Below are 26,227 nucleotides of genomic sequence, written 5' to 3' on the forward strand. Positions count from 1 at the left end.
CTTATTCATATGCTTTCAGCGAAGAGCAAGCGCCACATTTGGCACAGCCTGCTTGGGTATTTTCGGAGTTCAAACCATGTTGTTTGAGTTGCTGGCCAATTTTCGGGTAGAGCGACTGCATAAAAGCTTGATCAGGTTTAGGATGATGCTCTAATGGCGTGCCTCGAATCGGTACAAACGGTACCACAAATGGATATACCCCAATTTCAGTCAGTTTGGCGGTCATCTCCACGATTTCCCGTTCGGTATCGCCCAATCCTGCCAAAATGTAGGTACTGACCTGTCCTCGACCAAACACCTCAACGGCTGCCTCAAATGCCGCAAAATATTTTTCCAACGAGACTTCGGCTTTGCCCGGCATAATTTTCTGTCGTACACGTTCGCTTACCGCTTCAAGGTGCATGCCGATCGACACCGCGCCTGCATCTTTTAGACGTTGAAACCAGACAAAATCATCAGGCGGTTCGCACTGTACCTGTATCGGCAAATCTACTTGCGCCTTAATGGCTTTAACTGAGTCATATAAAATTTTGGCGCCACGATCTCCCGTGTTTGGCGTACCGGTGGTGATTACCATTTGCTTGACGCCATCCAGCTCAACGGCGGCTTTCGCTACCTCAGCCAATTGTTCCGGGCGTTTACGGGGCAAGGTTCGACCCTCTTTTAGAGACTGATCAATCGAGCAAAATTGGCAGGCAGTTGCCTTGTCCTTCATACGAATGCAATGCTGTAACACCGTTGTCGCCAATACATCACGGCTATGTAAGGTCGCGATTTGTTCGTAGGTAATGCCTTCGGCGGTTTTTAAATCATAAAAACGTGGTCGTGCAGGCGCGGTTAAGGTCGCTACAGGAATCCGGTTTTTAAAGACAATCACCTTGTCAGAGTGCGGCTCAGGCTTTGCGGTGTAGGGAGAGTCTTGTGCCGCAAGGTTCAGCACAGGAATCATCATGGTCTGTCCGTCAAGGCTCAGTGCCTTATGATCGCTTGGCCCTGCGCCGCCTTTACGGGACAAGCCAAAGTCGCCTTCCCAGTTCAGACCATTACATTGCAAATCGGTTAATAATTGCAAATTGGTTAATAGTTGTGTTGCAGACATCTTTAACCCCCTATCGATCGGGTTTACATCAATACGGTTTCGGCATGTTCTTCATTAAATTTTGAGAGCTTTTCGAGATGACTTTGAGTTGATGTTTCAATTTTCAGTTCATGTAATACATGTGTTGGACGACGATCAATCAATAAGCTGAGCAATTCAGGACGGCTGTAATGTCCAATCGAATCCATCATGCGTTTGCGTTTATCAATCAGGTTAAAGTCCAGATCGGCAATGCAATAACCTTCACCTTGCGTGATCGGTTCAGCCAGGAGTTTGCCTTCGGGAGAAACGATGGCGGCAAAACATCCTCCTGAAATTGGACCGATATCACAACCGGTATCCTGCATAATTTGCTGTTGTTGTTCGGGATGCAGCCATGCGGTGGCATTGACCACAAAACAGCCGGATTCTAAAGCATGGTGTTGAATGGTGGCGCGGATTTGATCGGCAAAGACTTGTCCTACCAACGAACCGGGAAACATGGCAGCATGAATTTGTTCGCCATCAGCCATCAAAGCAAACCGTGCCAACGGGTTGTAATGTTCCCAACATGCCAGCGAGCCAATACGTCCCACCGCAGAATTAATGGCGCGTAAACCACTGCCGTCGCCTTGTCCCCACACCATTCGTTCATGGTAAGTTGGGGTAATTTTGCGGCGATGCTGAATGATTGAACCGTCGGCATTAAATAACAGTTGCGCGTTATAAATCGTACTGCCCGCGCGTTCATTAATGCCAATCGACACCACCATGTTGGCTTCAAGGCAGGCTTGACCAATCGCTAAAGTTGCTTCGGAAGGGACAACCACCGATTCATTCAACAGCTTTAAATGTTCTTTACCCATAGCAAATGGCGGTTGTACAAAGGAGAAATAAGGGTAATAAGGCACGACGGTTTCAGGAAAGACTGCAAATTGCACTCCCTGTTTTCCAAGCTCTAAAATAATGTCACAGATTTTTTTTACCGTTGCGGTTTGACTATAAAGCACTGGACTACATTGCACTGCGGCAGCTTTAATGATTCGGTTCATAACCTTATCCCCTTATAGTTTATGTTTACTTAGGCAGTCCAGGTATCAATGATTAAGGCATTATCGCGACGCATCAGCAGTCTTAAATCCATTACATCCAATGGATTAATTGGCCGAATTCCCGGAATAAGCGCTTTTTCGGTTTGCCCATATAACGCTTGCAACGCAAAACGGCAGGCATAGACTTCGCCGCCTTCTGCCATAAAGGCTTTCAACTGATTATTGACGGCCAGATGACCCGGAAAAGCTTCTGCCCCTAAAGTTGGAAAACCGCGTTGTACACCCAACTGCACGCCCGGGCCGTAAAGCAAAATTTTGGTTTCAAAGCCTTTACGCAACAAACGTTTTGCCTGTAACACATTGACTAGGCCAATTGAGCCTTCAAATGCAACGGTATGGAAAGTCACCAATGCTTTTTCACCCGGCAGGGCTTTGACGTCCTCAAACACTTTTTCTTCATAATCAACGAGAAAATCGCCGTCTTTATATTGTTCGATATCAATGTTTGGCATAGCAGCCTCCTAGTTCAATGTTATTTGGGAATGAACCAACATGTAGTCTAGTCTGATTGTATTAATGCGAGAGCTGTGCCAAGTTATATTTTGGATCGGAAATTAATTCTTATCGCATTGAAAAATATCATTTAATTTTTATAAAAATATTTTTCATGGAAATAAATTGAACCACTAGGGAATTAGGATTTTTCGTAGTATTATGAAATTTCATAGCTTAAATTATGAAACTTCATATACCCTATGGATTTAAAGATGCATCGCGACGGCAAGGGAGTGAATCCCCGGGAGCATAGCAAACTATGTGACCGGGGTGAGCGAGTGCAGCCAACAAAGAGGCAACTTGAAAGATGACGGGTATAGTATGAATACGACTGACTTTATCTCAGACTGGGTAGTTTATGAAGACTCGACTCGCCCGTTGGTATTTGAACACACGTCACAGGCATTAATTGTATTGGACCCACATCAAAACCAGTTTATTGATGTGAATATTAGCGCCACCCGATTATTACAATATGAACGTCATGAAATTATTCAAAAAACGGTGACTTCCATTTTTGGTCATTTCAGACAACTGCCGTATCTTGTGGCATTTACCGAAGGCGCTTTGGCGAAAGGGTGGGCTTGGAACAATGAGCTGTATATCTTTGATAAAAACGGTGAAAAAATCCAATTGGATATTACTTCTGTTTCATTGCCCTATAAAAATAAAACCTTGCTGATATGGTCGCTGGTGGATGTCAAAGAGTTAGAATTGCGCCAATTCAATAAAAATACCGATAAAGCCATTTGTACAGGTTTAAAAGAATCGCAAGCCTTACAAGAGCTACTTATTGACTCCGACACAGGCAAGCATTTATTGCTGAGTTCAGTCGGTGACGGTATTTACAGTATTAACAAACAAGGCTTGTGTACTTTTATTAACCCTGTCGGGGCTAAAATGTTGGGGCTGCAACCTGAAGATGTATTGAGTGACAATATCCATAAGATTCATCACCATACCCATGAAAATGGCGAACCCTATCCTGAAGAAGAGTGCCCGATTTACGCAGCGGTGCATGACGGTATTGTGCATGAAGGGGTTCAGGAAATTTTTTGGCGTCGTGACGGCAGTTGCTTTCCGGTGGAATTTACCAGTACTCCGGTGATTCGTGATGGTGAAATTATTGGCGCGGTAGTGGTGTTTCGCGATATTACCGATCGGCTGAATACCGAAAAGCAATTAACCCATGCCCTTGAAGAGCTACAAGATTTAAAAAGCCGGCTTGAACAGCAAAATGAATATCTGCAAGAGGAAATTTTACATGAAAATCAATATGATGAAATTATTGGCAGTAGTGCATCCATTTTACAGATTATTGAAAAAATCAAGGTGGTTTCCCCAACTGATGCCAATGTGATGATTTATGGTGAATCAGGTACAGGCAAAGAGCTGATTGCTCGTGCTATTCACCAATCCAGTCACCGTCAACAGCAACCACTTATTCGAGTCAATTGTGCCGCCATTCCTTCGGAACTGTTTGAAAGTGAATTTTTCGGACATGTCAAAGGCGCATTTACTGGGGCTGTGCGTGACCGTGCTGGACGTTTTGAATTGGCAGATCAGGGCACACTGTTTTTAGATGAAATTGGCGAAATTCCTATCGAACTACAAAGTAAACTGCTGCGTGTATTGCAGGAAGGAACCTTTGAGCGGGTTGGCGAAGAAAAAACGCGACATGTGAATGTGCGGATTATTGCTGCCACCAACCGCAATTTAAAAGAAGAAGTTAAACACAAGCGCTTTCGTGAAGACCTCTATTTCCGTTTAAATGTATTCCCGATTTATTCACCCGCTTTACGTGACCGTAAAGAAGATATTCCACTTTTGGTTACGCATTTTACTAAGTTGATTTGTGACAAGCGTAAAATTAATTATCTACCATTTTCACAAAGGCATATTTTAGAACTACAGCAATATGACTGGCCTGGCAATATTCGTGAATTGCAAAATGTCATTGAACGCGCGTTAATTATAGCGAAACAAGGCACTGTTTCCTTCAGATATTTGTTAGAACAAGATCAACAGCAAAATGAAACTACGCATCAGAATATTCACAATAAACTTCAACAAATTGAAGTCGTGCTGACCATGCAGCAACTGAAAGATTTGGAAATTAAAAATCTCTCTCTTGCTGTTCAACAATGCAAAGGGAAAATTTTTGGCGATGATGGCGCGGCAAAATTATTGGGAATGAACCCAACGACATTGATTTCACGCTTAAAGAAATTGGAGATTGATTATTAAAAATCTCATCTTGGGCTTGGAGAGTGCGATTCAGTGGGCAAAACCCGCAGAAGAACGCAGGTTTTGCCTTGTTTTATCTATATAAGGTTTTGTCTATATGGGGGAAAGTGTTCCTCCAAAAGGATTACTGAGGAGTTTCTTTCTGGGAACCTCCAATTCTTATTTTGCTTTGAAGGTACTGAATAGCTTGGGAGAATCCACCAGCACGCCATCGGCGCCAAGCTCTTTAGCTTGTTTGAAATCTTCCTCAGTTTTAATGCCAAATAAAATGATGTTAGCTCCGCCATTAGCACGGAAACACTCCATTGCTTCCTTATCCCATGACAATACTGATTTGGAACGTGCTTCACCAAGAGTATATTTCTCAACAACTTCGACGTTACGACGCATTTCCAAACCATACCAGCGAGCGGTGTCGGTATTTGCAGGGATATCGCATTGATGAGCCATTGTGATATTTGCCAGCATGGTGCGGGTTTTATCACGGCTTTCAAAACGCTGAATTGTTGCCGATAATGCGTTAAGGTAAGTCTCATTAGTGGAATAGAAACGGGTACGGGTAAGCGCTTTTTGTTTGGTCAGGACTTTTTCAAGCGCTTTGGCTTGTTGTGCTGGATCTGCATCCGGTGATTTCAGATCAATATAGAAGAAAGTATCCGGGTATTTTTTTAAGACTTGTTCTAATGTTGGAATACCTAATCCTTTATTACGGAATGGATGATGACCATCAGAGCCAAATTTGTAACCGGCATCAAATTTAGCCAACTGACTTGCTTTGTAAGCGGAAACAAGTCCACTTTTATTGGTCAGGCTATTTAGATCGGATGGACGATAGAGTACTGGAATACCATCCTTTGAAAGCTGAACAGTGATCCAAATAGCATCTGCTTTATTCTCTAAGGATTTGGAAATTGCGTATTCGGTATTTTCAGGTGCATCACCTGTACCAGCACGATGGGCGATAATGTGTGGTGTTGTTGCGAAAGTGCTGGCAGAGCAGCAAAGTAGGATTGCAGCGGTAATTCCGTGTCGCATCGTTTTCTCCATAACATCCAATTATAGTTAAATTGAAATAATTTACTTTATTAATGATTTAATAATGAAATTAATTTTGAATGTAACATGGTTTTTTGAATTTTAAGTGAGAATTTGAATTTTTTTACATTTGTTATGTGCTCGTTGCAAATACTGCTTTACTGAACTGGAAGAAACCTGAAGTTGATCAGCGATTTCGCTATAACGCAGACCTTGTAGCTGTGCCAGCAAAAAAGCGCTTTTTACTTGAACTGGCAATTTATCAAGAGTGATCTCAAGTTTTTCAAGCTGTTCAAATGTGGCGATTCTGGTTTCAGCAGAAGGCATGGTCATTTCTGGTGTCGAGTTCATGTATTCCAAATAACTCTCTTCGGTCTTTCTTCGGCGGTAATATACCCGTTACCCTTTGTTGGCTGCATTCGCTCACCCCGGTCACATAGTTACCTATGTTCCCGGGGATTCGCTTCCTTGCCGTCTCAATGCATCTTGAAATTCATAGGATATACCAGTATTGAGACGTTCGTTGCCAATCCCTATTTTGGAGAAATTCAAACAGACATGAATAATAACCGAACAGCAAATCCGATCAGCACCAGTCCCATCACCCGCTCGAACCAATACCCTTTGCGTATAAATTTATTACGAATCAATACATTAGAAAAAATAACACTGACCAATACAAACCATACCGCATTGACCACACACATCCACGCCCCATAAAATATTTGTATCGGGATAGGTGTATTGCTACTCACCACAGTCGTGAAAACTGCCAAAAAGAACAACGTCGCCTTAGGATTAAGGGCGTTTGTCATAAACCCCATCAGAAATGCTTTCCATCTACTCTGTGAAGCTTGAACAATTCCCTCATTTTCTAAGACAGCCAAATCGGTAGGTTTACTCCTGATAAATTTGATACCGAGCCATATGATGTAAGTCCCCCCAACAAGTTTTGCTAATTCCATTAACCACGGAGTGGTATGCATTAATGCGCTAACTCCCACTAGTGTATAGATGACATGTACTGATATTCCCGCTCCGATACCCACTGCCGTACACATCCCAGCCCAGCGACCAAACCTCACACTTTGTCGTATGGTAACAGCGAAATCTGGCCCCGGTGCTACCACTGCCAGAAAATGAATCACCGCCAGTCCTAGAAATTCCCCCCAATAGTTATACAACATATTAACTCCAGAATGACAGCGGATAAGGTGAACAGAGTTGCTGCAAGTCATTGATGTTTTTAAACACATTTTCAAAATAATCAGCTACACGAGGTGGCTCATTTTCTGCCTCATAAAATGCCATTCCAATCCGTCCTATGCTCGGGGCATTCAAATATTTATCAAATCCATGTCCCAGTATTTTTTTACCCAGTTGCATCGCTAAGACACTAGGAACAAATTGCTTTACTCGAATGGCCAAAATAAATAAGTGTGTTAAAAGGATAATTAAATCATGTGATAAAAAACTAAATAAGATGAACCATACGATAAAATAACAAGAGTCTTAATTTAACAGGTATCCATTCTGACGACAATATACCTTCTTCAATAAAGAAATGACTATTTTATCAATCAAGGTAATTATGATTATTAAATAAAGACAATAATTTATTCAACTAAATAAGTGTGATTTTTCAGAAGAATAGTCAGTTGCGATATTTCAGTGTCAAGGTGAGAAAGAAACTTGGAGAACTGAATGATCAACAGTCTGAGTTCCCTCAAACAGAGGGAACTATCAGGTGAGAAATCAGAACTTCTGCGAGACGCTGAATTTAATGTTACGCCCAATCCCGGAAACCGATTCACTGAGATATGGGTAATAATCCCGATTAAACAGGTTATTTACCGTGACACGCGCTTCAAGACCTTGCCAGAAAGTAGGTTGCCAACTGGCGAATAAACCATGCAGTGCATAACCTTTGCTTTTGGGTATTGACCAGAGTGTTGCCATTGGATCTCCATCTTTAGGCGATCTGTCTTGTTTACGGATAAAATCTCCGGTCCAGCCTATTGCCATTTGCCATTGAGGGATTTTTACGCCTAACATGGCGCGGGCGGAGGTGGGGGGAATTTCCGCAATCCAGGTTTTATTACCCCAAGGATCGCGAGGTGAAGCATCTCTCTGACCACGGATAGTCGAATAAGAAAGTTTTCCGAACAAGGAATTGCTGTCGTAGAAAGTCTCGATTTCCAATCCTTGAATGGTATATCCCGGTAAATTACGGTAGTTGGATAAAGGCTTTCCGCAATCCGGTGATTTACATACTATTCCGCGACGGGTAAATATTTCATCCTTGCCTCTATTACGGAATAAAGTCGTACGGATTTGCAAACTATCTTGGTCCGCCAGCAGGCTATTGAAATTCAGAATCGCACCGAAGCGTAAACCAGTTATTCTTTCTACATTTAAGTTACGGCTGGTGGCAGTGACACTTGCCTTGGCATATTGCATTTCATACTGTTCATCCACCAACGGAGCGCGCCATGTCCGGCTGATATCTGAAAATAGCGACAGGTTTTGTGTTGTTTTCCACATGATGCCAAAATGAGGAGACCAGCCGGTATAGGTGACATTGCGATAATCATGACCTACATTTGGCGAGTTATCATTGTAGATTGCAGCGATATTGGGTTTGCCAATATTGGTGATATGGTCATAGCGAACACCGGGTATTACAGTAACGCTGCCGATAACCATTGTATCCTGCAAATAGAAACTATTCGTTTTTTGCTCGCCAGATGGCATATAGCTTGGTTGAAAATAGCCGTAGTTATAATCAGGGTTTTTGTCTTTACTCTTATCGTGAATAAGGGTTTTACGTTGATTTTTATGCCAACGAACTCCAGCTAATAATGTGTGTTCTATCGGTCCGGTTATATAAGTACTTTCATTATTTATATCTACTAGGTTATCCACATAGTCGATCCAGCTTTCATTTCCTAATGAGCCAAGAAAACCGCTGTGGGCTTTTTTAGAGCGTTTATCATGCTGTTCTGTTTTGGAATAAGCATAAGTTGCTGTCAGATTAAGTAATGGATTATCTTCCGGTGCAATATTCCATTTAGCTGTGTAATTTTGGTCTGTTTGATCACGATAAACCAACTTCCGGCGCCAGGCTTCATTCCAACCATATTTTTCAACGTCGGATTCTGACGGAACGGCTATTTCATCACGTTTTGCTGCCCACGGCTGCCAGCCATCAGAATCAGAACGCATCGCGGAAAGTGTCAATGTATTAGCATCGTTCAGGTAAAAATTCGTTTTCAGTAAATAGGATGCCTGATCACTTTTAGAGAATACAAAGCGGGTGCCATCCGGTCGTTTAATATTGCCGCCATCTCGTTTGCTCATATATAACAGGCCGTCAGCGAAGCCTTCTATTGTCCGGCCATAAACTGCGCTGCTATAAATATTTTGGCGGTCATTGGTGTGATAACTGTATTTCAGCAATCCGCCAAAATCTTCTCCCGGGCGTAACAAATCACCGGCATCTTTGGTGACAATTTTAACTGTTCCGCCAAATCCGCCATTACCATCAAGTAGATTATGTGGGCCTTTATCGACATCGACTCGTTTGATTAATTCGGGTTCAATAAAGATAGAACCTTGGCGATATTTCTCGAAGCCTTTCGGCGCGTCATCCAAGGTGACTTTAACGTCTTCGGTATCACCCATTCCCCAGATATTCAGAGTTTGGCCGCCCGGACGAGGCGATCCTGACATGGAAACGCCGGGAAGTTGATCGAGCAGCTCGGCAATATTATCTGCCTGGGTACGTTCAATATCCTCTTTTTTCAATACCGAACTTCCAGCACTGACGCTGTTATTCAACCCGCCAATAACAGAAAGTGTAGAAAGCGTTATGACTTTCTCTGATTTTTCCGGTTTTTCTTTTGCTTTTTGCTCTTCATTTTCCTGCGCCGCCAGATAACCTGGCAGGCCAGTACTCAGCATAATTATGCTCGATAAAGCATAATGAAGGGTGCGATTAATTGGCTGTGTAGCCGCTGTAGCTGAGGTTTTTTGTGGTTTCCCGCTATTTTTCATTGTTATAAGCATCCTTGGAATGTCGTTAAATAGAAAAGTCGCACTTACAGGATAGGTCACTTAACGCAAGGAATCGGGCAGGGAAAAGTTAATAACGGTATTAATTAATTATTTTATTGCTCAAGATATTTTCAAAGTTGTTGCTAGATTGCTCTTGAGTCTATTTTTATGTATGTTTATACAGTCATTATTGATAGGCTAAAGCAGAATGCGAAAGATTGTTCATATTGATTTGGATTGTTTCTACGCAGCTATTGAAATGCGTGATGATCCGTCACTTCGTCATATTCCTATTGCTGTGGGCGGCAGCGCAGACAAGCGGGGTGTTATTAGTACCGCTAATTATCTTGCTCGTCGTTTTGGGGTACGTAGTGCAATGTCTACTGCAATGGCGCTGAAACTCTGTCCTCAGCTTAAAGTTCTTCCGGGGCGTATGGCGCTGTATAGGGAGGTTTCCCGGCATATCCATCAGATATTGTCTCGTTATACTGAGTGGATAGAGCCTCTGTCATTGGATGAAGCTTATCTGGATGTCACTGATAGCGATCATTGTTATGGATCTGCCACGCTTATCGCACAGGAGATCCGTAAAGCCATTTTTGATGAATTACAATTGACGGCATCAGCCGGTATTGCATCGGTGAAATTTTTGGCAAAAATCGCTTCTGATATTAATAAACCGAATGGACAATATGTCATTCTTCCTGATCGAGTGGCTGATTTTGTTAAGGTTTTACCTTTGCGGAAAATTCCGGGGGTTGGCAAAGTCATGGTGCAACGGCTGGCTAATATGGGGCTGGAAACCTGTGCTGATGTACAAAAATATGACGTTATTATTTTGGTGAAACAGTTGGGGAAATTTGGTCAGGTGCTTTGGGATCGTTGTCACGGTATTGATCAACGATCGGTGAATCCAGATCGTCTGCGAAAATCAATTGGTGTGGAGCGGACACTTGCGAGAGATATTCATCATTGGGAACAGTGCACTGAACTGATAGAAAGTTTATATCTCGAATTAGAAAAACGGTTGAGTAACGTTAAACCGGATCTGCGGATTGCCCGTCAGGGGGTTAAACTGAAATTTGATGATTTTCAACTAACTACTCAGGAGCATGTTCATCCACTATTGGATAAGCAGGATTTACTGCAATTGGCTCAGAAAACATGGACATCTCGCCGGGAAGGGCGTGGCGTTCGTTTAGTGGGTTTGCATGTGACTTTGCAGGACCCAGAAATTGAGCGGCAACTTTTGCTTGAGTGGTAATTCCCCTGCCATCACATTGAGACAGGGGAGAGCTGATTAAGCCGCCTTTTCAGGAATGGCTTTCAGAATTGCAGTAAGCAGTTGCCAATATTGCCCGACGCTCTTGATATGCACTTGTTCGTCAGGAGAGTGAGCGCCCGTAATGGTTGGCCCGATAGATACCATATCCATATCAGGATAAGGTTTCTTGAATAGACCACATTCCAGCCCGGCGTGGATCACCATAATATTAGGTATTTTATCGAATAACTGTTGATAAGTTTCACGTACTAAATGCATTACCGGAGAACTTGCATCTGGCTGCCAGCCGGGATAATCCCCTTTAGCGTAAATCTCAGCATTTGACAGTTTAGCCAACGAAGAGAGCATTCCTATGATATAGGACTTGCCGCTGTCGATAAGCGAACGGATTAAGCAAATGATATTTACCTTATCTTGTTCCATCGCCACAACGCCCACGTTTAGCGAGGTTTCTACCACACCTTTGATGACATCACTCATACGGATAACACCATTGGGAGTACTGTTTAGCAATGCGATAAAACGGTTTTGGCAATCATCAGTTAATGCCTGAATGTCGGTTTCGACCTCTTCCAGTAATACAGTCAGATTTTTCTCAACGATGGCATACTCATTTTTCAGTATATCCAAGTACTTATCTTTCAATTGGGTAAGCTGCGTTGCTTTATCGGCAGGGATGGCAACAATAACATGGCCTTCACGAGGAATGGCATTACGCAGCGTACCGCCCTGGAAATCGAGCAGTTTTAGCCCCAATTCCTGAGTATGGGCGGCAAGGAAACGTGCCAGTAGTTTATTGGCATTACCTAGCCCTACATGAATATCACAACCGGAATGCCCGCCTTTTAGACCTTTGATGATCAGTTTTAGTGTTTTGTAGTGAGCCGGAACAGCTTCACGAGTTAATGCTAAAGTGGTGGTAAAATCGATACCTCCAGCACAACCCATGTAGATTTCCCCTTCTTCTTCTGAATCGGTATTGATCAAGATATCAGCTTGAAGCCAGCCCGGTTGCAGGCCAAAAGCGCCATCCATTCCGGCTTCTTCCGTCATGGTCAATAAAACTTCTAGCGGGCCATGTTTTACATTGTCATCAGCCAGTACAGCCAACGCTGATGCCAGGCCAATACCATTATCAGCCCCCAATGTTGTTCCCTGGGCAGTAACCCATTCACCATCGATATAAGGGCGGATAGGATCTTTAGTGAAATCGTGCGCTGTATCGTTGTTTTTCTGCGGCACCATATCAAGATGTGCTTGCAGAACAACCGCTTTACGATTTTCTAAGCCTTTACTGGCGGGCTTTCTGATCAGAATATTGCCGACTTGATCACGTTCAACATGCAACCCTTTTTCTTGCGCCCATTGAACGATATGGGTTGCCAAGGCTTCTTCATGGTAAGAAGGGTGAGGAATAGAGCAGATTTTGGCAAAGATGTCCCATAGAGGTTGAGGGGATAATTGTGATAGCTCTGATTGTGATAGTTCTGACACGACTAATCTCCTATGACTGCATCTCAATTAAGTTTCTATATGATGAGCGCTTAACGCCATGATGTTATTGGGTTCAGAATACCACTTTACTTTTGTTAAGAATAATACGATTCATCGATTCCCTGTTTCCGCTAGTTTTTACCGACCTAAGTCACTATAATTCGCGCAACTTTTTTTGCGAGGTGCTTTTCTAAAGTATTCTTAAGTTGTCGGGATCGATTTTTATGAGCGAAAAATATGTCGTAACCTGGGATATGTTGCAAATACATGCCCGCAAATTGGCGCAACGTTTACTCCCTGTCGAACAGTGGAAAGGCATCATTGCCGTGAGTCGCGGTGGTCTTGTACCCGGAGCGCTTTTAGCGCGTGAATTGGGTATTCGTCATGTAGATACAGTCTGTATTTCCAGCTATGACCATAATAATCAACGTGAACTACATGTTCTGAAAAAAGCGGAAGGCGATGGTGAAGGTTTCATCGTTGTGGATGATTTGGTTGATACTGGAGGAACCGCTCAAGCCATCCGTGAAATGTATCCCAAAGCCCATTTTGTGACTATCTTTGCAAAGCCGGCGGGCCGACCTCTGGTTGATGATTATATTGTTGATATTCCTCAAGATACTTGGATAGAACAACCTTGGGATATGGGTGTGGCGTTCGTTCCGCCAATTTGTGAAGGTAAATAACGTCAGCATTTGTTATGGCAAACCAAAACCTTTCAGAATCACTTTTTAAGCCAAGGCAAAAACATCAGGAAACTTCCACGCTGGTAAAGCATCGCCATCCTCGGTTAATTGCAGGTAATTACAGTACGTTGGATGGTAATAGTCATGGTAGTTGGTATCGTATGATTAACCGGCTGATGTGGATTTGGCGAGGAATTGATCCGTTTGAAATAGAAGAAGTGTTGTGCCGGATTGCCATGACAAACGCGCAGCGCAGTGATGATCATTTACTGGATACTGTGATTGGTTATCGTAAAGGTAACTGGGTTTTTGAGTGGTCACATCAGGCGATGTTGTGGCAACAGAAAGCGTTGCAGGCAGAGCAGATCCCGGAAGCCGGCGATTTCTGGTTGAAAGCGGCTAATTTGTATAGCATCGCCGGTTATCCCCATCTTAAGGGTGATGAGTTGTCTCAGCAGGCCGTTATTTTAGCCAATAAAGCCTATGAAAATGCGGCTCGTTGTTCTGACTATCAGTTGAGGAAAATCGAGTTCAAACTCAAGGAAGGTGGTTGTGTGACCGGTTTCCTTCATCTGCCTCAGCAACTGCAAAGACCTTCTCCAACTATTTTGGTTTGCGGCAGTTTGGATAATTTGCAAAGTGATTATTATCGGCTATTCCGTGATTATCTGGCGCCTCTTGGGTTTGCGATGTTGACTGTGGATATGCCCTCGATTGGTTACTCTTCACGTCTTAAGCTGACACAGGATACCTGTATTCTCCATCAACAAATAATCCATCAATTGGATGAAATTCCCTGGATTGACCACACCAGAATTGGCCTCTTTGGTTTTCGCTTTGGCGCCAATATTGCCGTCCGGTTGGCCTATCTGGAATCTAAACGTATCAAGGGCGTTGCGACTCTTGGCGCTATTGTTCATGAGTGGCTCAATAGCGTTGAGCGTCAACAAAATTCACCTTCGATGCACCTTGATATGTTTGCTAGCAGATTGGGTATCTATAATGTGGATGAAAATGCATTTCGCCTCGAACTAGGTTGTTACTCTCTTAAAAAACAAGGTTTGCTAGGTCGGCGTTGTTCCGTTCCTATGCTAGTGGGTTACTGGCAGAATGATATTTTCAGCCCGAAAGAAGAGTCTAAGCTGATAGCAATGTCATCAATGGATAGTAAATTACTGGCTATTCCGACAACGCCTGTTTATAACAGTTTCAATAAGGCGTTACGGGAGATTAGTCAATGGTTGAAAAATAAAATCTGTTAGTGAAATTCCCATTACTTGTTGATTGTTAACTGCTTTATTTTATAAAGATTTCATGTGTTTTCGGATGAAGTCTACCGCATAGATTTGTTCTAAGCTCCTATTTTTTCAATTTAGCATTATGCCTGTTGGCATAACGCTTCTCTCCTGTTAAAACTGAACACTGTTTTTTTAATTTAAATCTAATGGCAAAAATATGATGAATAGCAGCCAAACATTGGTTGTGAAACTGGGGACGAGCGTACTGACAGGCGGCTCTCGTCGCCTGAATCGAGCTCATATTGTAGAACTGGTAAGGCAATGTGCTCAACAGCATGAAAAAGGTCATCGCATTATTATTGTGACTTCCGGTGCTATTGCGGCAGGGAGGGAACATTTGGGCTATCCGGATCTCCCGGCAACGATTGCGTCCAAGCAATTGCTGGCGGCGGTCGGGCAGAGCCGGTTGATTCAGTTATGGGAGCAGCTTTTTTCTATTTATGGTATTCATGTTGGGCAAATGTTACTGACCCGAGCAGATTTAGAAGATCGCGAACGTTTTTTAAATGCCAGAGATACCTTACAGGCTTTGCTCGATAATCGCATTGTGCCCGTAATTAATGAGAATGATGCGGTTGCGACGGCGGAAATTAAAGTGGGTGATAATGATAATTTATCTGCGTTGGCGGCAATTCTGGGGGGAGCGGATAAGTTGCTATTGCTGACGGATATTGAAGGGCTATATACCGCTGATCCGCGTAGCAATCCAGACGCAAAACTTATCCCGGAAGTTTATGACATCAGCGATGAATTACGTATGGTTGCCGGTGATAGCATTTCGGGTTTAGGGACGGGAGGAATGGCAACTAAACTTCAGGCGGCGGGGATTGCAGGTCGCGCGGGTATTGATGTCATTATTGCCGCTGGTAATAAACCTGATGTCATCTCTGATGTCATTGAAGGTAATTCAGTAGGTACTCGCTTTCATGGGTTGGAAAGCCCGATGGAAAATCGCAAGCGTTGGATTTTTGGCGCACCTCCGGCGGGTGAAATTATTGTAGATCATGGTGCTGAAACAGCAATCTGCGAAAAAGGCAGCTCTTTATTACCGAAAGGGATTAAAAATATTAAAGGTGATTTCTCCCGTGGAGAAGTTATCTGCATTCGTAGCCTGTCTGGTAAGGATTTGGCGCATGGTGTTTGCCGTTATAACAGTGATGCTCTACGTTTAATTGCAGGCCGCCATTCACAGCAGATAAGCCAGATCCTCGGTTATGAATATGGCGCTGTTGCGGTTCATCGTGACGACATGATTGTGAGTTAAGGATTCATAATGTTAGAACAAATAGGAAAGGCTGCCAGGGAAGCTGCATGGCAACTGGCACAGCTAAGTACAAAACAGAAAAATCAGGCATTAGTCCGCATTGCAGATTTACTAGAGCAGGAAAGCGCAATCATTCTTGCAGCTAATCAGCTTGATATGATTCAGGCCCGTGAACAGGGCATGAGCGAAGCATTGTTGGATCGTCTGTTATTGACGCCGGAGCGTTTGACGGCGATAGCTCACGATGTTCGTCAGGTATGCGGTTTATCTGACCCGGTAGGGGAAGTCATTGATGGCAGTTTGCTTGACAGTGGCTTGAGGTTGGAGCGTCGCCGTGTACCGCTGGGTGTGGTTGGGGTGATTTATGAAGCACGTCCTAATGTCACCATCGATGTTGCATCTCTGTGTTTGAAAACTGGTAATGCGGTTATTTTGCGTGGTGGTAAAGAGACTCACAACACCAATCAAGCGACAGTGAAAGTCATTCAGCAGGCACTTGAACAGAGTGGATTACCTACCGCAGCCGTGCAGGCGATAGATAAACCGGACCGTGAGTTAGTCATTCAGCTACTGAAAATGGATCGCTATGTGGATATGTTGATTCCACGTGGTGGCGCAGGGTTGCATAAGCTGTGCCGCGAGCAATCGACCATTCCAGTTATTACGGGTGGAATTGGTGTTTGTCATACTTTTGTCGATGAAAGTGCTGATTTTGATAAGGCATTAACTGTAATCACTAACGCTAAAGTGCAACGTCCGAGTGCCTGTAATGCTTTGGAAACCTTGCTGGTACATCATAAGATTGCGGCTGATTTTCTGCCTGCATTGAGCAAGAACATGAAAGCGCAGGGAGTGACTCTGCATGCGAGTAAATCAGCAATGGCTTTTTTGAAGGATGGACCGGCTAAGGTCGTGGATGTTACGGAAGCAGATTACCGTGATGAGTGGTTATCTCTGGATATGAATGTGGAAATTGTCAGTGATATGGAGCAGGCAATTGATCATATTCGTACCTATGGTACGTCCCATTCTGATGCTATTTTGACTCAATCTTTGCACAATGCTGACTATTTTGTTCGTCAGGTTGATTCTGCCGCGGTTTATGTGAATGCTAGCACTCGTTTTACTGATGGCGGCCAGTTTGGTTTGGGAGCGGAAGTTGCCGTTAGTACGCAGAAACTGCATTCCCGCGGCCCAATGGGATTAGATGCGCTGACTACGTATAAATGGATTGGTTATGGGGATGATTTAATCCGTAAGTAATGTGTTTACTGTTACCCCAGAAGCGTATCTGGTTATATTGAAGTTTCGATAAGATCATGCTTTGGGGTAGCTTTTACCGTATATATTAACTTTTGATTTTACGTTAGTGTAAAGTTCTGGTTACTATAGGCGTTAATATATTTTTAACGATGAAATTTACCAAGGATATCAGGCAGTGAACCAAATATTGTTTATTGTAGGTGCACGTGGGGCAGGAAAAACGACGGTTGGAAAATTATTAGCCAATGAATTATCGTACACATTTATTGACACTGATCACTATATCCAACAAACCAGCAACATGACCATTGCGGATATTGTTAACCAGCAAGGGTGGCAACAATTTCGGCAATTAGAAAGCCAAGCTTTACAACAAGTTAGTCAAAGCAATCGTGTTATTTCTACCGGTGGAGGGATCATTCTTTCCGCTGCAAATCGCCAATATATGCGACAAAATGGCACGGTGATTTATCTTCAAGCTTCAGCGAGCATTTTGGCTGAACGATTAATGCAGCAACCAGAAAGTACCCAACGCCCTAGTTTGACGGGAAAATCTATTGTTGAAGAAATGGAAGAAGTGCTTGCCGCCAGAGAAAATCTCTACTGTGAATGTGCGAACCATATTATTAATGCGCAACTTTCACCGGAAAAAATTGCAACTTATGTGAAAGAAATTATGCTCTCTGGAATAGTTTCCTGACACTATTTTAGTATCTTTTATAGAGAAATAAAACTATTACAGTGTCGAATAATAAATAGTATCTTCTATTTATTTTTTCAAATGGGTTGAGATACGAATATGTTGTTTAAATTTCTAAGGCTCGTTTTTCGTTTAATGTTTCGTTTAACAGTAGAAGGAGATATTAAACAATTTAACCACCCTAAATGCCTTATCACGCCTAATCATGTCTCTTTTCTTGATGGTGTTTTGCTGACGCTTTTCTTGCCGGTTAAGCCAGTATTTGCTGTCTATTCCAATATTGCAAATCGTGGTTTTATGAAACTGGTAAGTCGCTATGTTGAAATAGTCCCTTTGGACCCAATAAATCCAATGGCTGTCAGGGTGTTGGTTAAGGAAATAGAAAAGGGGCGGCCAATAGTTGTTTTTCCCGAGGGGAGAATTACTGTTACCGGTTCTTTGATGAAAATCTATGATGGGGCGGCTTTTATTGCGGCGATATCCGAAGCCGCTGTGGTTCCTGTTCGCTTTGAAGGGTTAGAAAGAACCCTATTCAGCCGATTAAAAGGTATTTTCAAACTTCACTTTTTTCCGAAGGTGACAATGAAAATCCTGCCCGCGACACAATTGCTGATGCCGAATGCGTCTAGTTCGGAGCAACGACGTCGTTTAGCCGGTGAGCGTTTGCATGAAATAATGATGAATGCACGCATGGCGACCCGACCACAAGAAACAATATTTGAATCTTTACTGGTTGCACGAAAACAATTTGGTCGTTTTAAGCCCTGTATTGAAGATGTTTCTTTTAAAGAAGACAGTTATAACAGTCTGCTTAAAAAAATACTGGGCGTTAGCCGTATTTTGCAGCGTTTTACCTGTCAGGGGGAACGGGTTGGTTTTCTTTTACCCAATGCCACTATTATGGTCGCTGCGATATTCGGGGCATCTTTGAGGGGAAGAATTCCGGCTTTACTAAACTATACAACCGACAGTCATGGATTGAAGAATGCGGTAGCGATTGCCAGTATTAAAACGATTGTGACTTCCCGACAATTTCTGGAAAAGGAGCGATTAACTCATTTATCTGAGCAGGTTACCGAGGTTAATTGGGTTTATCTTGAGGATTTGGCAGGTACAGTGACTTTTCAGGATAAATTATGGATCTTGTGGCACCTCTTTTTTCCGAAGCGAGCGATGGTGGCGCAAAAACCAGATGATGATGCTTTGGTGCTATTTACGTCCGGTTCAGAAGTTGTATCAAAAGGTGTGGTTCACAGCCACGCGAGTTTGTTAGCCAATGTGGAACAGATAAAAACCATTACTGATTTCAATCCACTTGACCGTTTTATGTCTTCTCTACCGCTATTTCATGCATTTGGATTGACGGTTGGCTTATTCACTCCGTTGTTGTCTGGTAGCCGAATATTCCTCTACCCAAACCCATTGCATTACCGGATAGTGCCAGAACTGGTATATGAACGTAACTGTACCGTATTATTGGGTACATCTACTTTCCTGGAGAATTATGCCTATTTCGCTCATTCATATGATTTTGCGCGTCTTCGTTGTGTTATAGCCGGTGTTGAAAAGCTCACTGAAAATACGAAACAGATTTGGCAAGACAAATTTGGTATTCGCATTTTAGAAGGATATGACATGACCGAATGTGCGCCTGTCATTGCACTGAATGTGCCGATGATGGCGAAAGTCGGTACTGTTGGGCGGATTTTGCCGGCAATGGAATCCCGTTTGATTCCAGTAGCAGGAATTAAGGAGGGGGGACGTTTGCAACTGCGTGGCCCGAATATGATGAAAGGGTATCTGAGAATTGAAGATCCAAATCATTTAGAACCACCAGCGGCAAAAGATGAGCATGGGAATATTCAGTTTGATTGGTTCGATACCGGAGACATTGTTTCAATTGATGAACAGGGATTCTGTACTATTCTCGGTCAGGGGAAACATTTTGCTAAACAGGAAAAAATCGTGTCATTGGAAAGTGAAGCTGAACAGGAATAATCATCGTGAATGAATCCGTCGTTGTTCAACCGTTATTAACCCGTGGCATGAAAGCCGTATTGGTGTCACAATTTTTTTCAGCTTTTGCCGATAACGCGCTGTTGTTTGCGATTCTGGCACAGTTGAAAGCCCAGTTTTATCCTGACTGGAGCCAGCCGATATTACAGATAGTGTTTGTTTTGGCATATATCCTATTGGCGCCTTTTGTGGGGCAAATTGCCGATCGTTTCCCGAAAGATCGTGTGATGTTGTTTGCTAATAGCGTCAAGTTGTTGGGCGCATTTACTATTTGCCTGGGATATGATCCATTTTTAGGTTATGCCTTGGTGGGCGTGGGGGCTGCATCATATTCACCGGCTAAATACGGAATCTTGGTTGAACTGACCGATGGTGATCGTTTAGTAAAGGCTAATGGCTTGATGGAGGCTTCAACGATAATTGCTATTCTTACGGGCTCTGTTGCTGGCGGTTTTTTGTCTGACTGGAACCTGGCTGTCGCACTGCTTGTCTGTGCGCTGATGTATGGTATCGCTGTTGTCGCTAATTTCTTTATCCCCCGATTATCGGCGGTGCGTCAGGATAAGGGCTGGAATCTGAAAAAGATGCTGACAGACTTTGCTTCATCTTGTTGTATTCTTTGGCATAACAAAGGAGCTAGGTTTTCTTTAATTGGCACCAGTTTGTTCTGGGGGGCGGGCATAACAATGAGATTCCTATTGGTCTTATGGGTACCTGTTGTGCTGGGAATTTCTGACAATAGCACGCCGACAATACTTAATGTGATGGTTGCTGTCGGCATTATTATTGGCGCAGGTGTTGCTGCCCGTTTCATCACCCTTAAAACAGTCCATCGTTGTATGCCTGCTGGTGTTTTAATCGGCGTGATGGTGGTCATTTTTGCTGTTCAGCAAAATATTTGGGCTTCCTATGTCTTATTAATCATTCTCGGTATTTTTGGCGGTTTGTTTATTGTTCCACTGAATGCATTATTGCAGGAAAGCGGCAAACAAACGATTGGGGCCGGTTATGCCATCGCAGTACAGAACTTGGGTGAGAATATCGCCATGTTATTGATGCTTGGCTTGTACTCATTGGTTATTAAAATAGGCGTCCCGGTTGTTACAACAGGGATAGGTTTTGGTACTCTGTTGGCGTTGACAATCATGAGTTTGTGGATTTGGAACCGGTTTCAAAGAAATTGATCTTTTACCGGATAAAGAGTGTGTTATGAGTGAAAAAATTCTGACTCAGCTTAGTATTGAACTGGGAGAGAAGCTGAGACAGCAAAAACTGTGGGTGACCTGTGCTGAATCTTGCACCGGTGGCTGGTTGGCGAAAACAATTTCAGATATTGCCGGCAGCTCTGCTTATTTTGACCGAAGCTTTGTGACATACAGTAATAACGCTAAGCATCAGATGCTTGGTGTGTCAGAAGCCGTTTTACAGCAACATGGGGCTGTGAGTGAACAGGTTGTGAGAGAAATGGCCGCAGGAGCGCTGAAAGCCGCGCGGGCAGATCTGGCGGTTTCGGTCAGTGGCATTGCCGGGCCTGATGGCGGCAGCGAAGAAAAACCTGTTGGTACAGTGTGGTTTGGATTTGCCTACCTAACGGTAAATGGGGTAGAAGTTGTTTCCCGCCGTTGTTGTTTTAACGGCGATCGAAATGAAGTACGCCTTCAAGCTGTCATTTATTCTCTGAAAACACTGTTATCAGAGATTATATACTCTATGGATTTCAAGATGGATCGCGACGGCAAGGGAGCGAATCCCCGGGAGCATAGAGAACTATGTGACCGGGGTGAGCGAGCGCAGCCAACAAAGAGGCGACTTGAAAGATGACGGGTATAAAAAATTAACTTGATGCTGTATGATTATACAGTATAATTGCAAGCAACATTGAGTATCAGAAATTATTCATCGGCAGTGAGAGAACCCTTTCATTGCTTACGAGGGAGTAAAAATGGCTATTGATGAAAATAAACAAAAAGCACTAGCGGCGGCACTAGGCCAAATTGAAAAACAGTTTGGCAAAGGTTCCATCATGCGTTTGGGCGAAGACCGTTCAATGGACGTTGAAACTATCTCCACGGGTTCATTGTCACTGGATATTGCATTAGGTGCTGGCGGCCTGCCGATGGGGCGTATTGTTGAAATTTATGGCCCGGAGTCTTCTGGTAAGACAACGCTGACATTACAGGTTATCGCCGCGGCACAACGTGAAGGTAAAACCTGTGCGTTTATTGATGCTGAACACGCCCTTGATCCTATCTATGCTAAGAAGTTGGGCGTTGATATTGATAATCTGTTGTGTTCTCAACCCGATACCGGAGAGCAGGCTCTTGAGATCTGCGATGCGTTGACACGTTCCGGCGCTGTTGATGTCATTATCGTAGACTCCGTAGCCGCCTTAACGCCAAAAGCCGAAATAGAAGGGGAAATTGGTGATTCTCATATGGGGCTGGCAGCTCGAATGATGAGTCAGGCAATGCGTAAACTGGCCGGTAACTTGAAAAGCTCCAATACGTTATTGATCTTTATCAACCAGATCCGTATGAAAATTGGCGTCATGTTCGGTAACCCTGAAACCACAACCGGTGGTAACGCGCTGAAATTCTATGCTTCTGTTCGTCTGGATATTCGCCGCATTGGTTCTGTGAAAAATGGCGAAGAGGTTGTTGGTAGCGAAACCCGTGTTAAGGTAGTCAAAAACAAAGTGGCAGCGCCATTTAAGCAAGCAGAATTCCAGATTATGTATGGCGAAGGCATTAACACTTATGGTGAATTAATCGATTTAGGCGTGAAGCATAAACTGGTGGAAAAAGCGGGCGCATGGTACAGCTATAATGGCGATAAAATTGGTCAGGGCAAAGCGAATGCTACCATCTACCTGAAAGAGCATCCTGAAATTTCTGCTGAACTGGATAAAAAATTACGTGAAATGCTGTTGCATAATGCCGGCGAATTCAGTAGTGCCGCTTCTGATTACGAAGGCGATGAAAACGAAGAGATGAATAACGAAGAATTCTAATCTGACTAATTATATCGGTAGTCTGTAATTCTCGGATTAAAACTGTAAAAGTTTTGTCATCAAACTTATACCGCGTTAATAATGACGCGGTTTCTTCTCTCAGAAAGCAAGTATTATCCATATTATGCGATCATGCTTTCAGAAAATACCCAGACGATTTACAATGCTGCCAGCGAATGGATGTGTCTGGGATTTTATACCTTATGGATTTCAAGATGCGTCGCGACGGCAAGGGAGTGAATTCCCGGGAGCATAAACTATGTGACCGGGGTGAGCGAGTGCGGCCAACAAAGAGGCAACTTGAAAGATGACGGGTATACTTCTAATAGAAGAACTTTTATCTTATCCCCACTTTGTTTATTCGTGAGTTGAAAGTAGGTGATGGAATATCCCACCTAACCAATTCATAAATCTGTTTTTTCCAGCTTGATTTCGGGACAATTATGAGCAAAAGCACCGCTGAGATCCGTCAAGCGTTTCTCGACTTTTTTCATACTAAAGGGCATCAAATCGTACCAAGTAGTTCTTTGGTGCCAAATAATGACCCAACACTGCTATTTACCAACGCAGGGATGAACCAGTTTAAGGATCTATTTCTTGGACAGGACAAAAGATCTTATTCCCGAGCAACAACTGCTCAACGTTGTGTTCGTGCCGGTGGTAAACATAACGATTTAGAAAATGTAGGTTACACCGCACGCCATCATACTTTTTTTGAGATGCTCGGTAATTTCAGTTTTGGTGACTATTTCAAACATGATGCTATTAATTATGCTTGGGAACTTCTGACGGGCAAAGATTGGTTCAATTTGCCTAAAGAAAAATTATGGGTGACTGTCTATCAGACAGATGATGAAGCCTATGATATTTGGAAGAACGAAGTCGGCATACCAACAGAAAGAATTATCCGCATTGGTGATAACAAAGGCGCGCCTTATGCATCGGATAATTTCTGGCAAATGGGTGATACCGGTCCTTGCGGCCCTTGCACTGAAATTTTTTATGATCATGGTGAACATATCTGGGGTGGACCGCCAGGAAGCCCGGAGGAAGATGGTGACAGATATATTGAAATCTGGAATATCGTCTTTATGCAGTTCAACCGTCATGCCGATGGCACGATGGAGCCGTTGCCAAAACCATCAGTAGATACGGGGATGGGGCTGGAGCGCGTCGCCGCTGTATTGCAGCACGTCAATTCTAACTATGAGATCGATCTGTTCCGTGATTTGATTACTGCTGTTGCTAATGTCACTGGCGCTACAGATGATCTGAGTAATAAATCTCTGCGGGTTATTGCTGATCACATTCGTTCATGTGCATTTTTGATTTGTGATGGTGTTATTCCTTCTAATGAAAACCGTGGTTATGTTCTGCGTCGTATTATTCGCCGAGCTATCCGTCACGGTAACATGTTGGGGGCTAAAGATACCTTCTTCTACAAACTGGTTGCGCCATTGATAGACGTGATGGGTGCGGCGGGAGAAGAGCTTAAACGCCAGCAAACTATTGTTGAGCAGATCTTGAAAACAGAAGAAGAGCAGTTTGCCCGCACTCTGGAACGAGGTCTCCAGTTGCTAGACGATGAACTGGCAAAACTGTCCGGTGATATTCTGGATGGCGAAACGGCTTTCCGTCTGTATGATACTTATGGTTTCCCGGTGGATTTAACCGCTGATGTTTGCCGTGAGCGTAATATTAGCGTTGATGAAGCGGGATTTTCCGTGGCAATGGAAAATCAGCGTCGTCGTGCTCGTGAATCAAGTGGTTTCGGCACCGATTATAATGAATTGATCAAAGTTGATGAGCGTAGTGATTTCTCTGGTTACGATCATAACGAACAGCAGGCAACAGTAACTGTTATTTTCCGTAATGGTGAATCAGTCGATCAAATTCAAGCGGGTGAAGAAGCGATTGTTATATTGGATAAGACCGCTTTTTATGCTGAGTCTGGTGGACAGGTTGGTGACTCAGGCATTCTGAGTAATGCCGATTGTGCTTTTTGTGTTATTGATACACAAAAATATGGTCAGGCTATTGGTCATATTGGTAAGCTTGAAAAAGGTACCTTAAGTGTAAACCGTAACATCAATGCGGTTATTGATATTGAACGTCGTGATGCAATTCGTTTGAATCACTCAGCAACCCATCTGTTACATGCTGCGTTACGTCAAGTTTTGGGTGAGCACGTATCGCAGAAAGGCTCTCTGGTTAACGATAAATACCTTCGCTTTGATTTTTCTCACTTTGAAGCGATGAAACCAGAACAGATCCGTCAGGTTGAGGATTTGGTTAATGCCGAAGTTCGTCAAAATTCACCTGTTATTACTGAATTGACGGATCTGGAAACAGCAAAAGCCAAAGGTGCGATGGCACTGTTTGGTGAAAAATATGCAGAACAAGTTCGCGTACTGTCAATGGGGGATTTTTCCACTGAATTATGTGGAGGGACTCATGCAAATCGCACCGGTGATATTGGCTTGTTCCGTATTATTGCTGAATCTGGAACGGCTGCGGGTATCCGTAGGATCGAAGCGATTACAGGTAGGAAAGCGGTGGAGTCTGTACATCAACAGGTTGATTTACTTCAAGATATTGCTCAATTAGTGAAAAGTGATATCCATAGCCTGAGTGAAAAAGTACGGGTGACGCTGGATAGAACCAAAGCGTTGGAAAAAGAGCTTCAACAGCTTAAAGATCAACAGGCCGCACAAGAAAGCACTTCTTTAGCAAGCAAAGCGACAGAAGTGAAGGGTGTGAAGTTGCTGGTCAGTCAGTTAAGTAATACAGAACCTAAGATGTTGAGGACGATGGTTGATGATCTGAAAAATCAACTAGGTTCAGCGATTATTGTGCTTTCCACTATAAGTGATGATAAAGTCAGCTTAATTGTTGGTGTCACAAAGGATCTGACTGCTAAAATAAGAGCAGGTGAGTTAATTTCTTCTGTGGCTCAACAAATCGGTGGTAAAGGCGGTGGTCGTCCTGATATGGCCCAGGCAGGCGGTTCTGATGTTGAAGCATTGCCTTCTGCTTTGGATAGCGTGCAAGAGTGGGTAGCATCGCGGCTATAAGCGGTATTACCTGAGTTTACGGGGCATCATAGCGTTGTTTTTGTGGTGCCTTGAAATCTTGTTGTGAAATTGTTAAAAGGTTAAGCGCATATTTATTTATTTTGGCTAAACTAT

The 26,227-nt window shown here is 43.3% G+C and carries 19 protein-coding genes and 2 pseudogenes; 12 read left to right on the top strand and 9 right to left on the bottom strand.

Translation table 11 applies throughout. From position 1 onward, the window contains the following. Position 1 precedes the first annotated feature (1 nt). The 3 genes from EAE92_RS14005 to EAE92_RS14015 are packed head-to-tail and all read right to left on the bottom strand — an operon-like array spanning position 2 to position 2,642. Complete coding sequence (locus EAE92_RS14005) at positions 2-1,099, bottom strand: MSMEG_0568 family radical SAM protein (protein WP_214068519.1); 1,098 nt, start codon at positions 1,097-1,099, stop codon at positions 2-4. A 23-nt stretch (positions 1,100-1,122) separates the two neighbouring features. Continuing rightward, positions 1,123-2,130, bottom strand: coding sequence for a Nit6803 family nitrilase (locus EAE92_RS14010; protein ID WP_214068520.1), 1,008 nt, complete (start codon positions 2,128-2,130; stop codon positions 1,123-1,125). Between the two features lie 29 nt (positions 2,131-2,159). After that, complete coding sequence (locus EAE92_RS14015) at positions 2,160-2,642, bottom strand: MSMEG_0572/Sll0783 family nitrogen starvation response protein (RefSeq protein ID WP_214068521.1); 483 nt, start codon at positions 2,640-2,642, stop codon at positions 2,160-2,162. 364 nt (positions 2,643-3,006) lie between these two features. Here EAE92_RS14015 and EAE92_RS14020 point away from each other — a divergent pair, with 364 nt between their 5' ends. Further along, positions 3,007-4,932, top strand: a complete 1,926-nt coding sequence (locus tag EAE92_RS14020) for a sigma 54-interacting transcriptional regulator (RefSeq protein ID WP_214068522.1) — start codon at positions 3,007-3,009, stop codon at positions 4,930-4,932. Between the two features lie 159 nt (positions 4,933-5,091). Here the strand turns inward: EAE92_RS14020 and EAE92_RS14025 are convergent, their stop codons facing one another. The 5 genes from EAE92_RS14025 to EAE92_RS14045 form a co-directional block, all read right to left on the bottom strand. After that, the gene (locus EAE92_RS14025) at positions 5,092-5,967 is read right to left on the bottom strand and encodes a glycerophosphodiester phosphodiesterase family protein (RefSeq protein ID WP_214068523.1); all 876 of its coding nucleotides are present in this window, start codon (positions 5,965-5,967) and stop codon (positions 5,092-5,094) included. A 102-nt stretch (positions 5,968-6,069) separates the two neighbouring features. Further along, entirely contained in the window at positions 6,070-6,318 is a 249-nt protein-coding gene (locus EAE92_RS14030; RefSeq protein ID WP_246545215.1) for a sigma-70 family RNA polymerase sigma factor, read from the bottom strand. A 197-nt stretch (positions 6,319-6,515) separates the two neighbouring features. Then, positions 6,516-7,154 (bottom strand): LysE family translocator, encoded by a 639-nt coding sequence (locus EAE92_RS14035; RefSeq protein ID WP_036814139.1) that lies wholly within the window; start codon positions 7,152-7,154, stop codon positions 6,516-6,518. Between the two features lies 1 nt (position 7,155). Further along, positions 7,156-7,353 (bottom strand): hypothetical protein, encoded by a 198-nt coding sequence (locus EAE92_RS14040; protein WP_214068524.1) that lies wholly within the window; start codon positions 7,351-7,353, stop codon positions 7,156-7,158. Between the two features lie 369 nt (positions 7,354-7,722). Beyond that, the gene (locus tag EAE92_RS14045; protein WP_246545212.1) at positions 7,723-10,023 is read right to left on the bottom strand and encodes a TonB-dependent hemoglobin/transferrin/lactoferrin family receptor; all 2,301 of its coding nucleotides are present in this window, start codon (positions 10,021-10,023) and stop codon (positions 7,723-7,725) included. Between the two features lie 208 nt (positions 10,024-10,231). On the opposite strand from EAE92_RS14045, the gene dinB reads away from it, so the two are divergent. Beyond that, on the top strand, positions 10,232-11,287 hold the full coding sequence (dinB, locus tag EAE92_RS14050; protein ID WP_214068526.1) for a DNA polymerase IV: 1,056 nt from the start codon (positions 10,232-10,234) through the stop codon (positions 11,285-11,287). A 36-nt stretch (positions 11,288-11,323) separates the two neighbouring features. Here the strand turns inward: dinB and pepD are convergent, their stop codons facing one another. Next, positions 11,324-12,802, bottom strand: coding sequence for a beta-Ala-His dipeptidase (pepD, locus tag EAE92_RS14055; protein WP_214068527.1), 1,479 nt, complete (start codon positions 12,800-12,802; stop codon positions 11,324-11,326). Positions 12,803-13,026: 224 nt separating this feature from the next. Here pepD and gpt point away from each other — a divergent pair, with 224 nt between their 5' ends. The 10 genes and pseudogenes from gpt to alaS all read left to right on the top strand — a co-directional run bounded on the left by gpt (position 13,027) and on the right by alaS (position 26,113). After that, the gene (gene gpt / locus EAE92_RS14060; RefSeq protein WP_036776832.1) at positions 13,027-13,488 is read left to right on the top strand and encodes a xanthine phosphoribosyltransferase; all 462 of its coding nucleotides are present in this window, start codon (positions 13,027-13,029) and stop codon (positions 13,486-13,488) included. Positions 13,489-13,502: 14 nt separating this feature from the next. Then, positions 13,503-14,750, top strand: a complete 1,248-nt coding sequence (gene frsA, locus EAE92_RS14065) for an esterase FrsA (protein WP_214068528.1) — start codon at positions 13,503-13,505, stop codon at positions 14,748-14,750. Positions 14,751-14,946: 196 nt separating this feature from the next. Further along, a complete protein-coding gene (gene proB / locus EAE92_RS14070; protein ID WP_105396167.1) occupies positions 14,947-16,050 on the top strand; it encodes a glutamate 5-kinase in 1,104 nt (367 codons plus the stop codon). A 9-nt stretch (positions 16,051-16,059) separates the two neighbouring features. After that, entirely contained in the window at positions 16,060-17,313 is a 1,254-nt protein-coding gene (proA, locus tag EAE92_RS14075) for a glutamate-5-semialdehyde dehydrogenase (RefSeq protein ID WP_214068529.1), read from the top strand. Positions 17,314-17,488: 175 nt separating this feature from the next. Further along, a complete protein-coding gene (aroL, locus tag EAE92_RS14080) occupies positions 17,489-18,013 on the top strand; it encodes a shikimate kinase AroL (protein WP_036814123.1) in 525 nt (174 codons plus the stop codon). Positions 18,014-18,112: 99 nt separating this feature from the next. After that, positions 18,113-19,990 (top strand): annotated as a pseudogene (gene aas / locus EAE92_RS14085) (bifunctional acyl-ACP--phospholipid O-acyltransferase/long-chain-fatty-acid--ACP ligase); the annotation flags it as partial. A gap of 68 nt (positions 19,991-20,058) precedes the next feature. Further along, entirely contained in the window at positions 20,059-21,213 is a 1,155-nt protein-coding gene (gene lplT, locus EAE92_RS14090) for a lysophospholipid transporter LplT (protein WP_246545217.1), read from the top strand. A gap of 25 nt (positions 21,214-21,238) precedes the next feature. Continuing rightward, a pseudogene (gene pncC / locus EAE92_RS14095) lies at positions 21,239-21,733 on the top strand (nicotinamide-nucleotide amidase); the annotation flags it as partial. A 238-nt stretch (positions 21,734-21,971) separates the two neighbouring features. Beyond that, positions 21,972-23,039, top strand: a complete 1,068-nt coding sequence (gene recA, locus EAE92_RS14100) for a recombinase RecA (protein WP_046394746.1) — start codon at positions 21,972-21,974, stop codon at positions 23,037-23,039. Between the two features lie 443 nt (positions 23,040-23,482). Beyond that, positions 23,483-26,113, top strand: a complete 2,631-nt coding sequence (alaS, locus tag EAE92_RS14105) for an alanine--tRNA ligase (protein ID WP_214068533.1) — start codon at positions 23,483-23,485, stop codon at positions 26,111-26,113. The last annotated feature ends 114 nt before the right edge of the window (positions 26,114-26,227 follow it).

It is taken from the genome of Photorhabdus hainanensis (assembly GCF_018448965.1).
Classification (GTDB): domain Bacteria; phylum Pseudomonadota; class Gammaproteobacteria; order Enterobacterales; family Enterobacteriaceae; genus Photorhabdus; species Photorhabdus akhurstii.

What these genes read in the sequence shown, in the direction of transcription:
- EAE92_RS14005 (WP_214068519.1), bottom strand. Translation starts at nt 1,099, where the DNA reads ATGTCTGCAACACAACTATTAACCAATTTGCAATTATTAACCGATTTG.
- EAE92_RS14010 (WP_214068520.1), bottom strand. Translation starts at nt 2,130, where the DNA reads ATGAACCGAATCATTAAAGCTGCCGCAGTGCAATGTAGTCCAGTGCTT.
- EAE92_RS14015 (WP_214068521.1), bottom strand. Translation starts at nt 2,642, where the DNA reads ATGCCAAACATTGATATCGAACAATATAAAGACGGCGATTTTCTCGTT.
- EAE92_RS14020 (WP_214068522.1), top strand. Translation starts at nt 3,007, where the DNA reads ATGAATACGACTGACTTTATCTCAGACTGGGTAGTTTATGAAGACTCG.
- EAE92_RS14025 (WP_214068523.1), bottom strand. Translation starts at nt 5,967, where the DNA reads ATGCGACACGGAATTACCGCTGCAATCCTACTTTGCTGCTCTGCCAGC.
- EAE92_RS14030 (WP_246545215.1), bottom strand. Translation starts at nt 6,318, where the DNA reads ATGAACTCGACACCAGAAATGACCATGCCTTCTGCTGAAACCAGAATC.
- EAE92_RS14035 (WP_036814139.1), bottom strand. Translation starts at nt 7,154, where the DNA reads ATGTTGTATAACTATTGGGGGGAATTTCTAGGACTGGCGGTGATTCAT.
- EAE92_RS14040 (WP_214068524.1), bottom strand. Translation starts at nt 7,353, where the DNA reads ATGCAACTGGGTAAAAAAATACTGGGACATGGATTTGATAAATATTTG.
- EAE92_RS14045 (WP_246545212.1), bottom strand. Translation starts at nt 10,023, where the DNA reads ATGAAAAATAGCGGGAAACCACAAAAAACCTCAGCTACAGCGGCTACA.
- dinB (WP_214068526.1), top strand. Translation starts at nt 10,232, where the DNA reads ATGCGAAAGATTGTTCATATTGATTTGGATTGTTTCTACGCAGCTATT.
- gpt (WP_036776832.1), top strand. Translation starts at nt 13,027, where the DNA reads ATGAGCGAAAAATATGTCGTAACCTGGGATATGTTGCAAATACATGCC.
- frsA (WP_214068528.1), top strand. Translation starts at nt 13,503, where the DNA reads ATGGCAAACCAAAACCTTTCAGAATCACTTTTTAAGCCAAGGCAAAAA.
- proB (WP_105396167.1), top strand. Translation starts at nt 14,947, where the DNA reads ATGAATAGCAGCCAAACATTGGTTGTGAAACTGGGGACGAGCGTACTG.
- proA (WP_214068529.1), top strand. Translation starts at nt 16,060, where the DNA reads ATGTTAGAACAAATAGGAAAGGCTGCCAGGGAAGCTGCATGGCAACTG.
- lplT (WP_246545217.1), top strand. Translation starts at nt 20,059, where the DNA reads ATGAAAGCCGTATTGGTGTCACAATTTTTTTCAGCTTTTGCCGATAAC.
- recA (WP_046394746.1), top strand. Translation starts at nt 21,972, where the DNA reads ATGGCTATTGATGAAAATAAACAAAAAGCACTAGCGGCGGCACTAGGC.
- alaS (WP_214068533.1), top strand. Translation starts at nt 23,483, where the DNA reads ATGAGCAAAAGCACCGCTGAGATCCGTCAAGCGTTTCTCGACTTTTTT.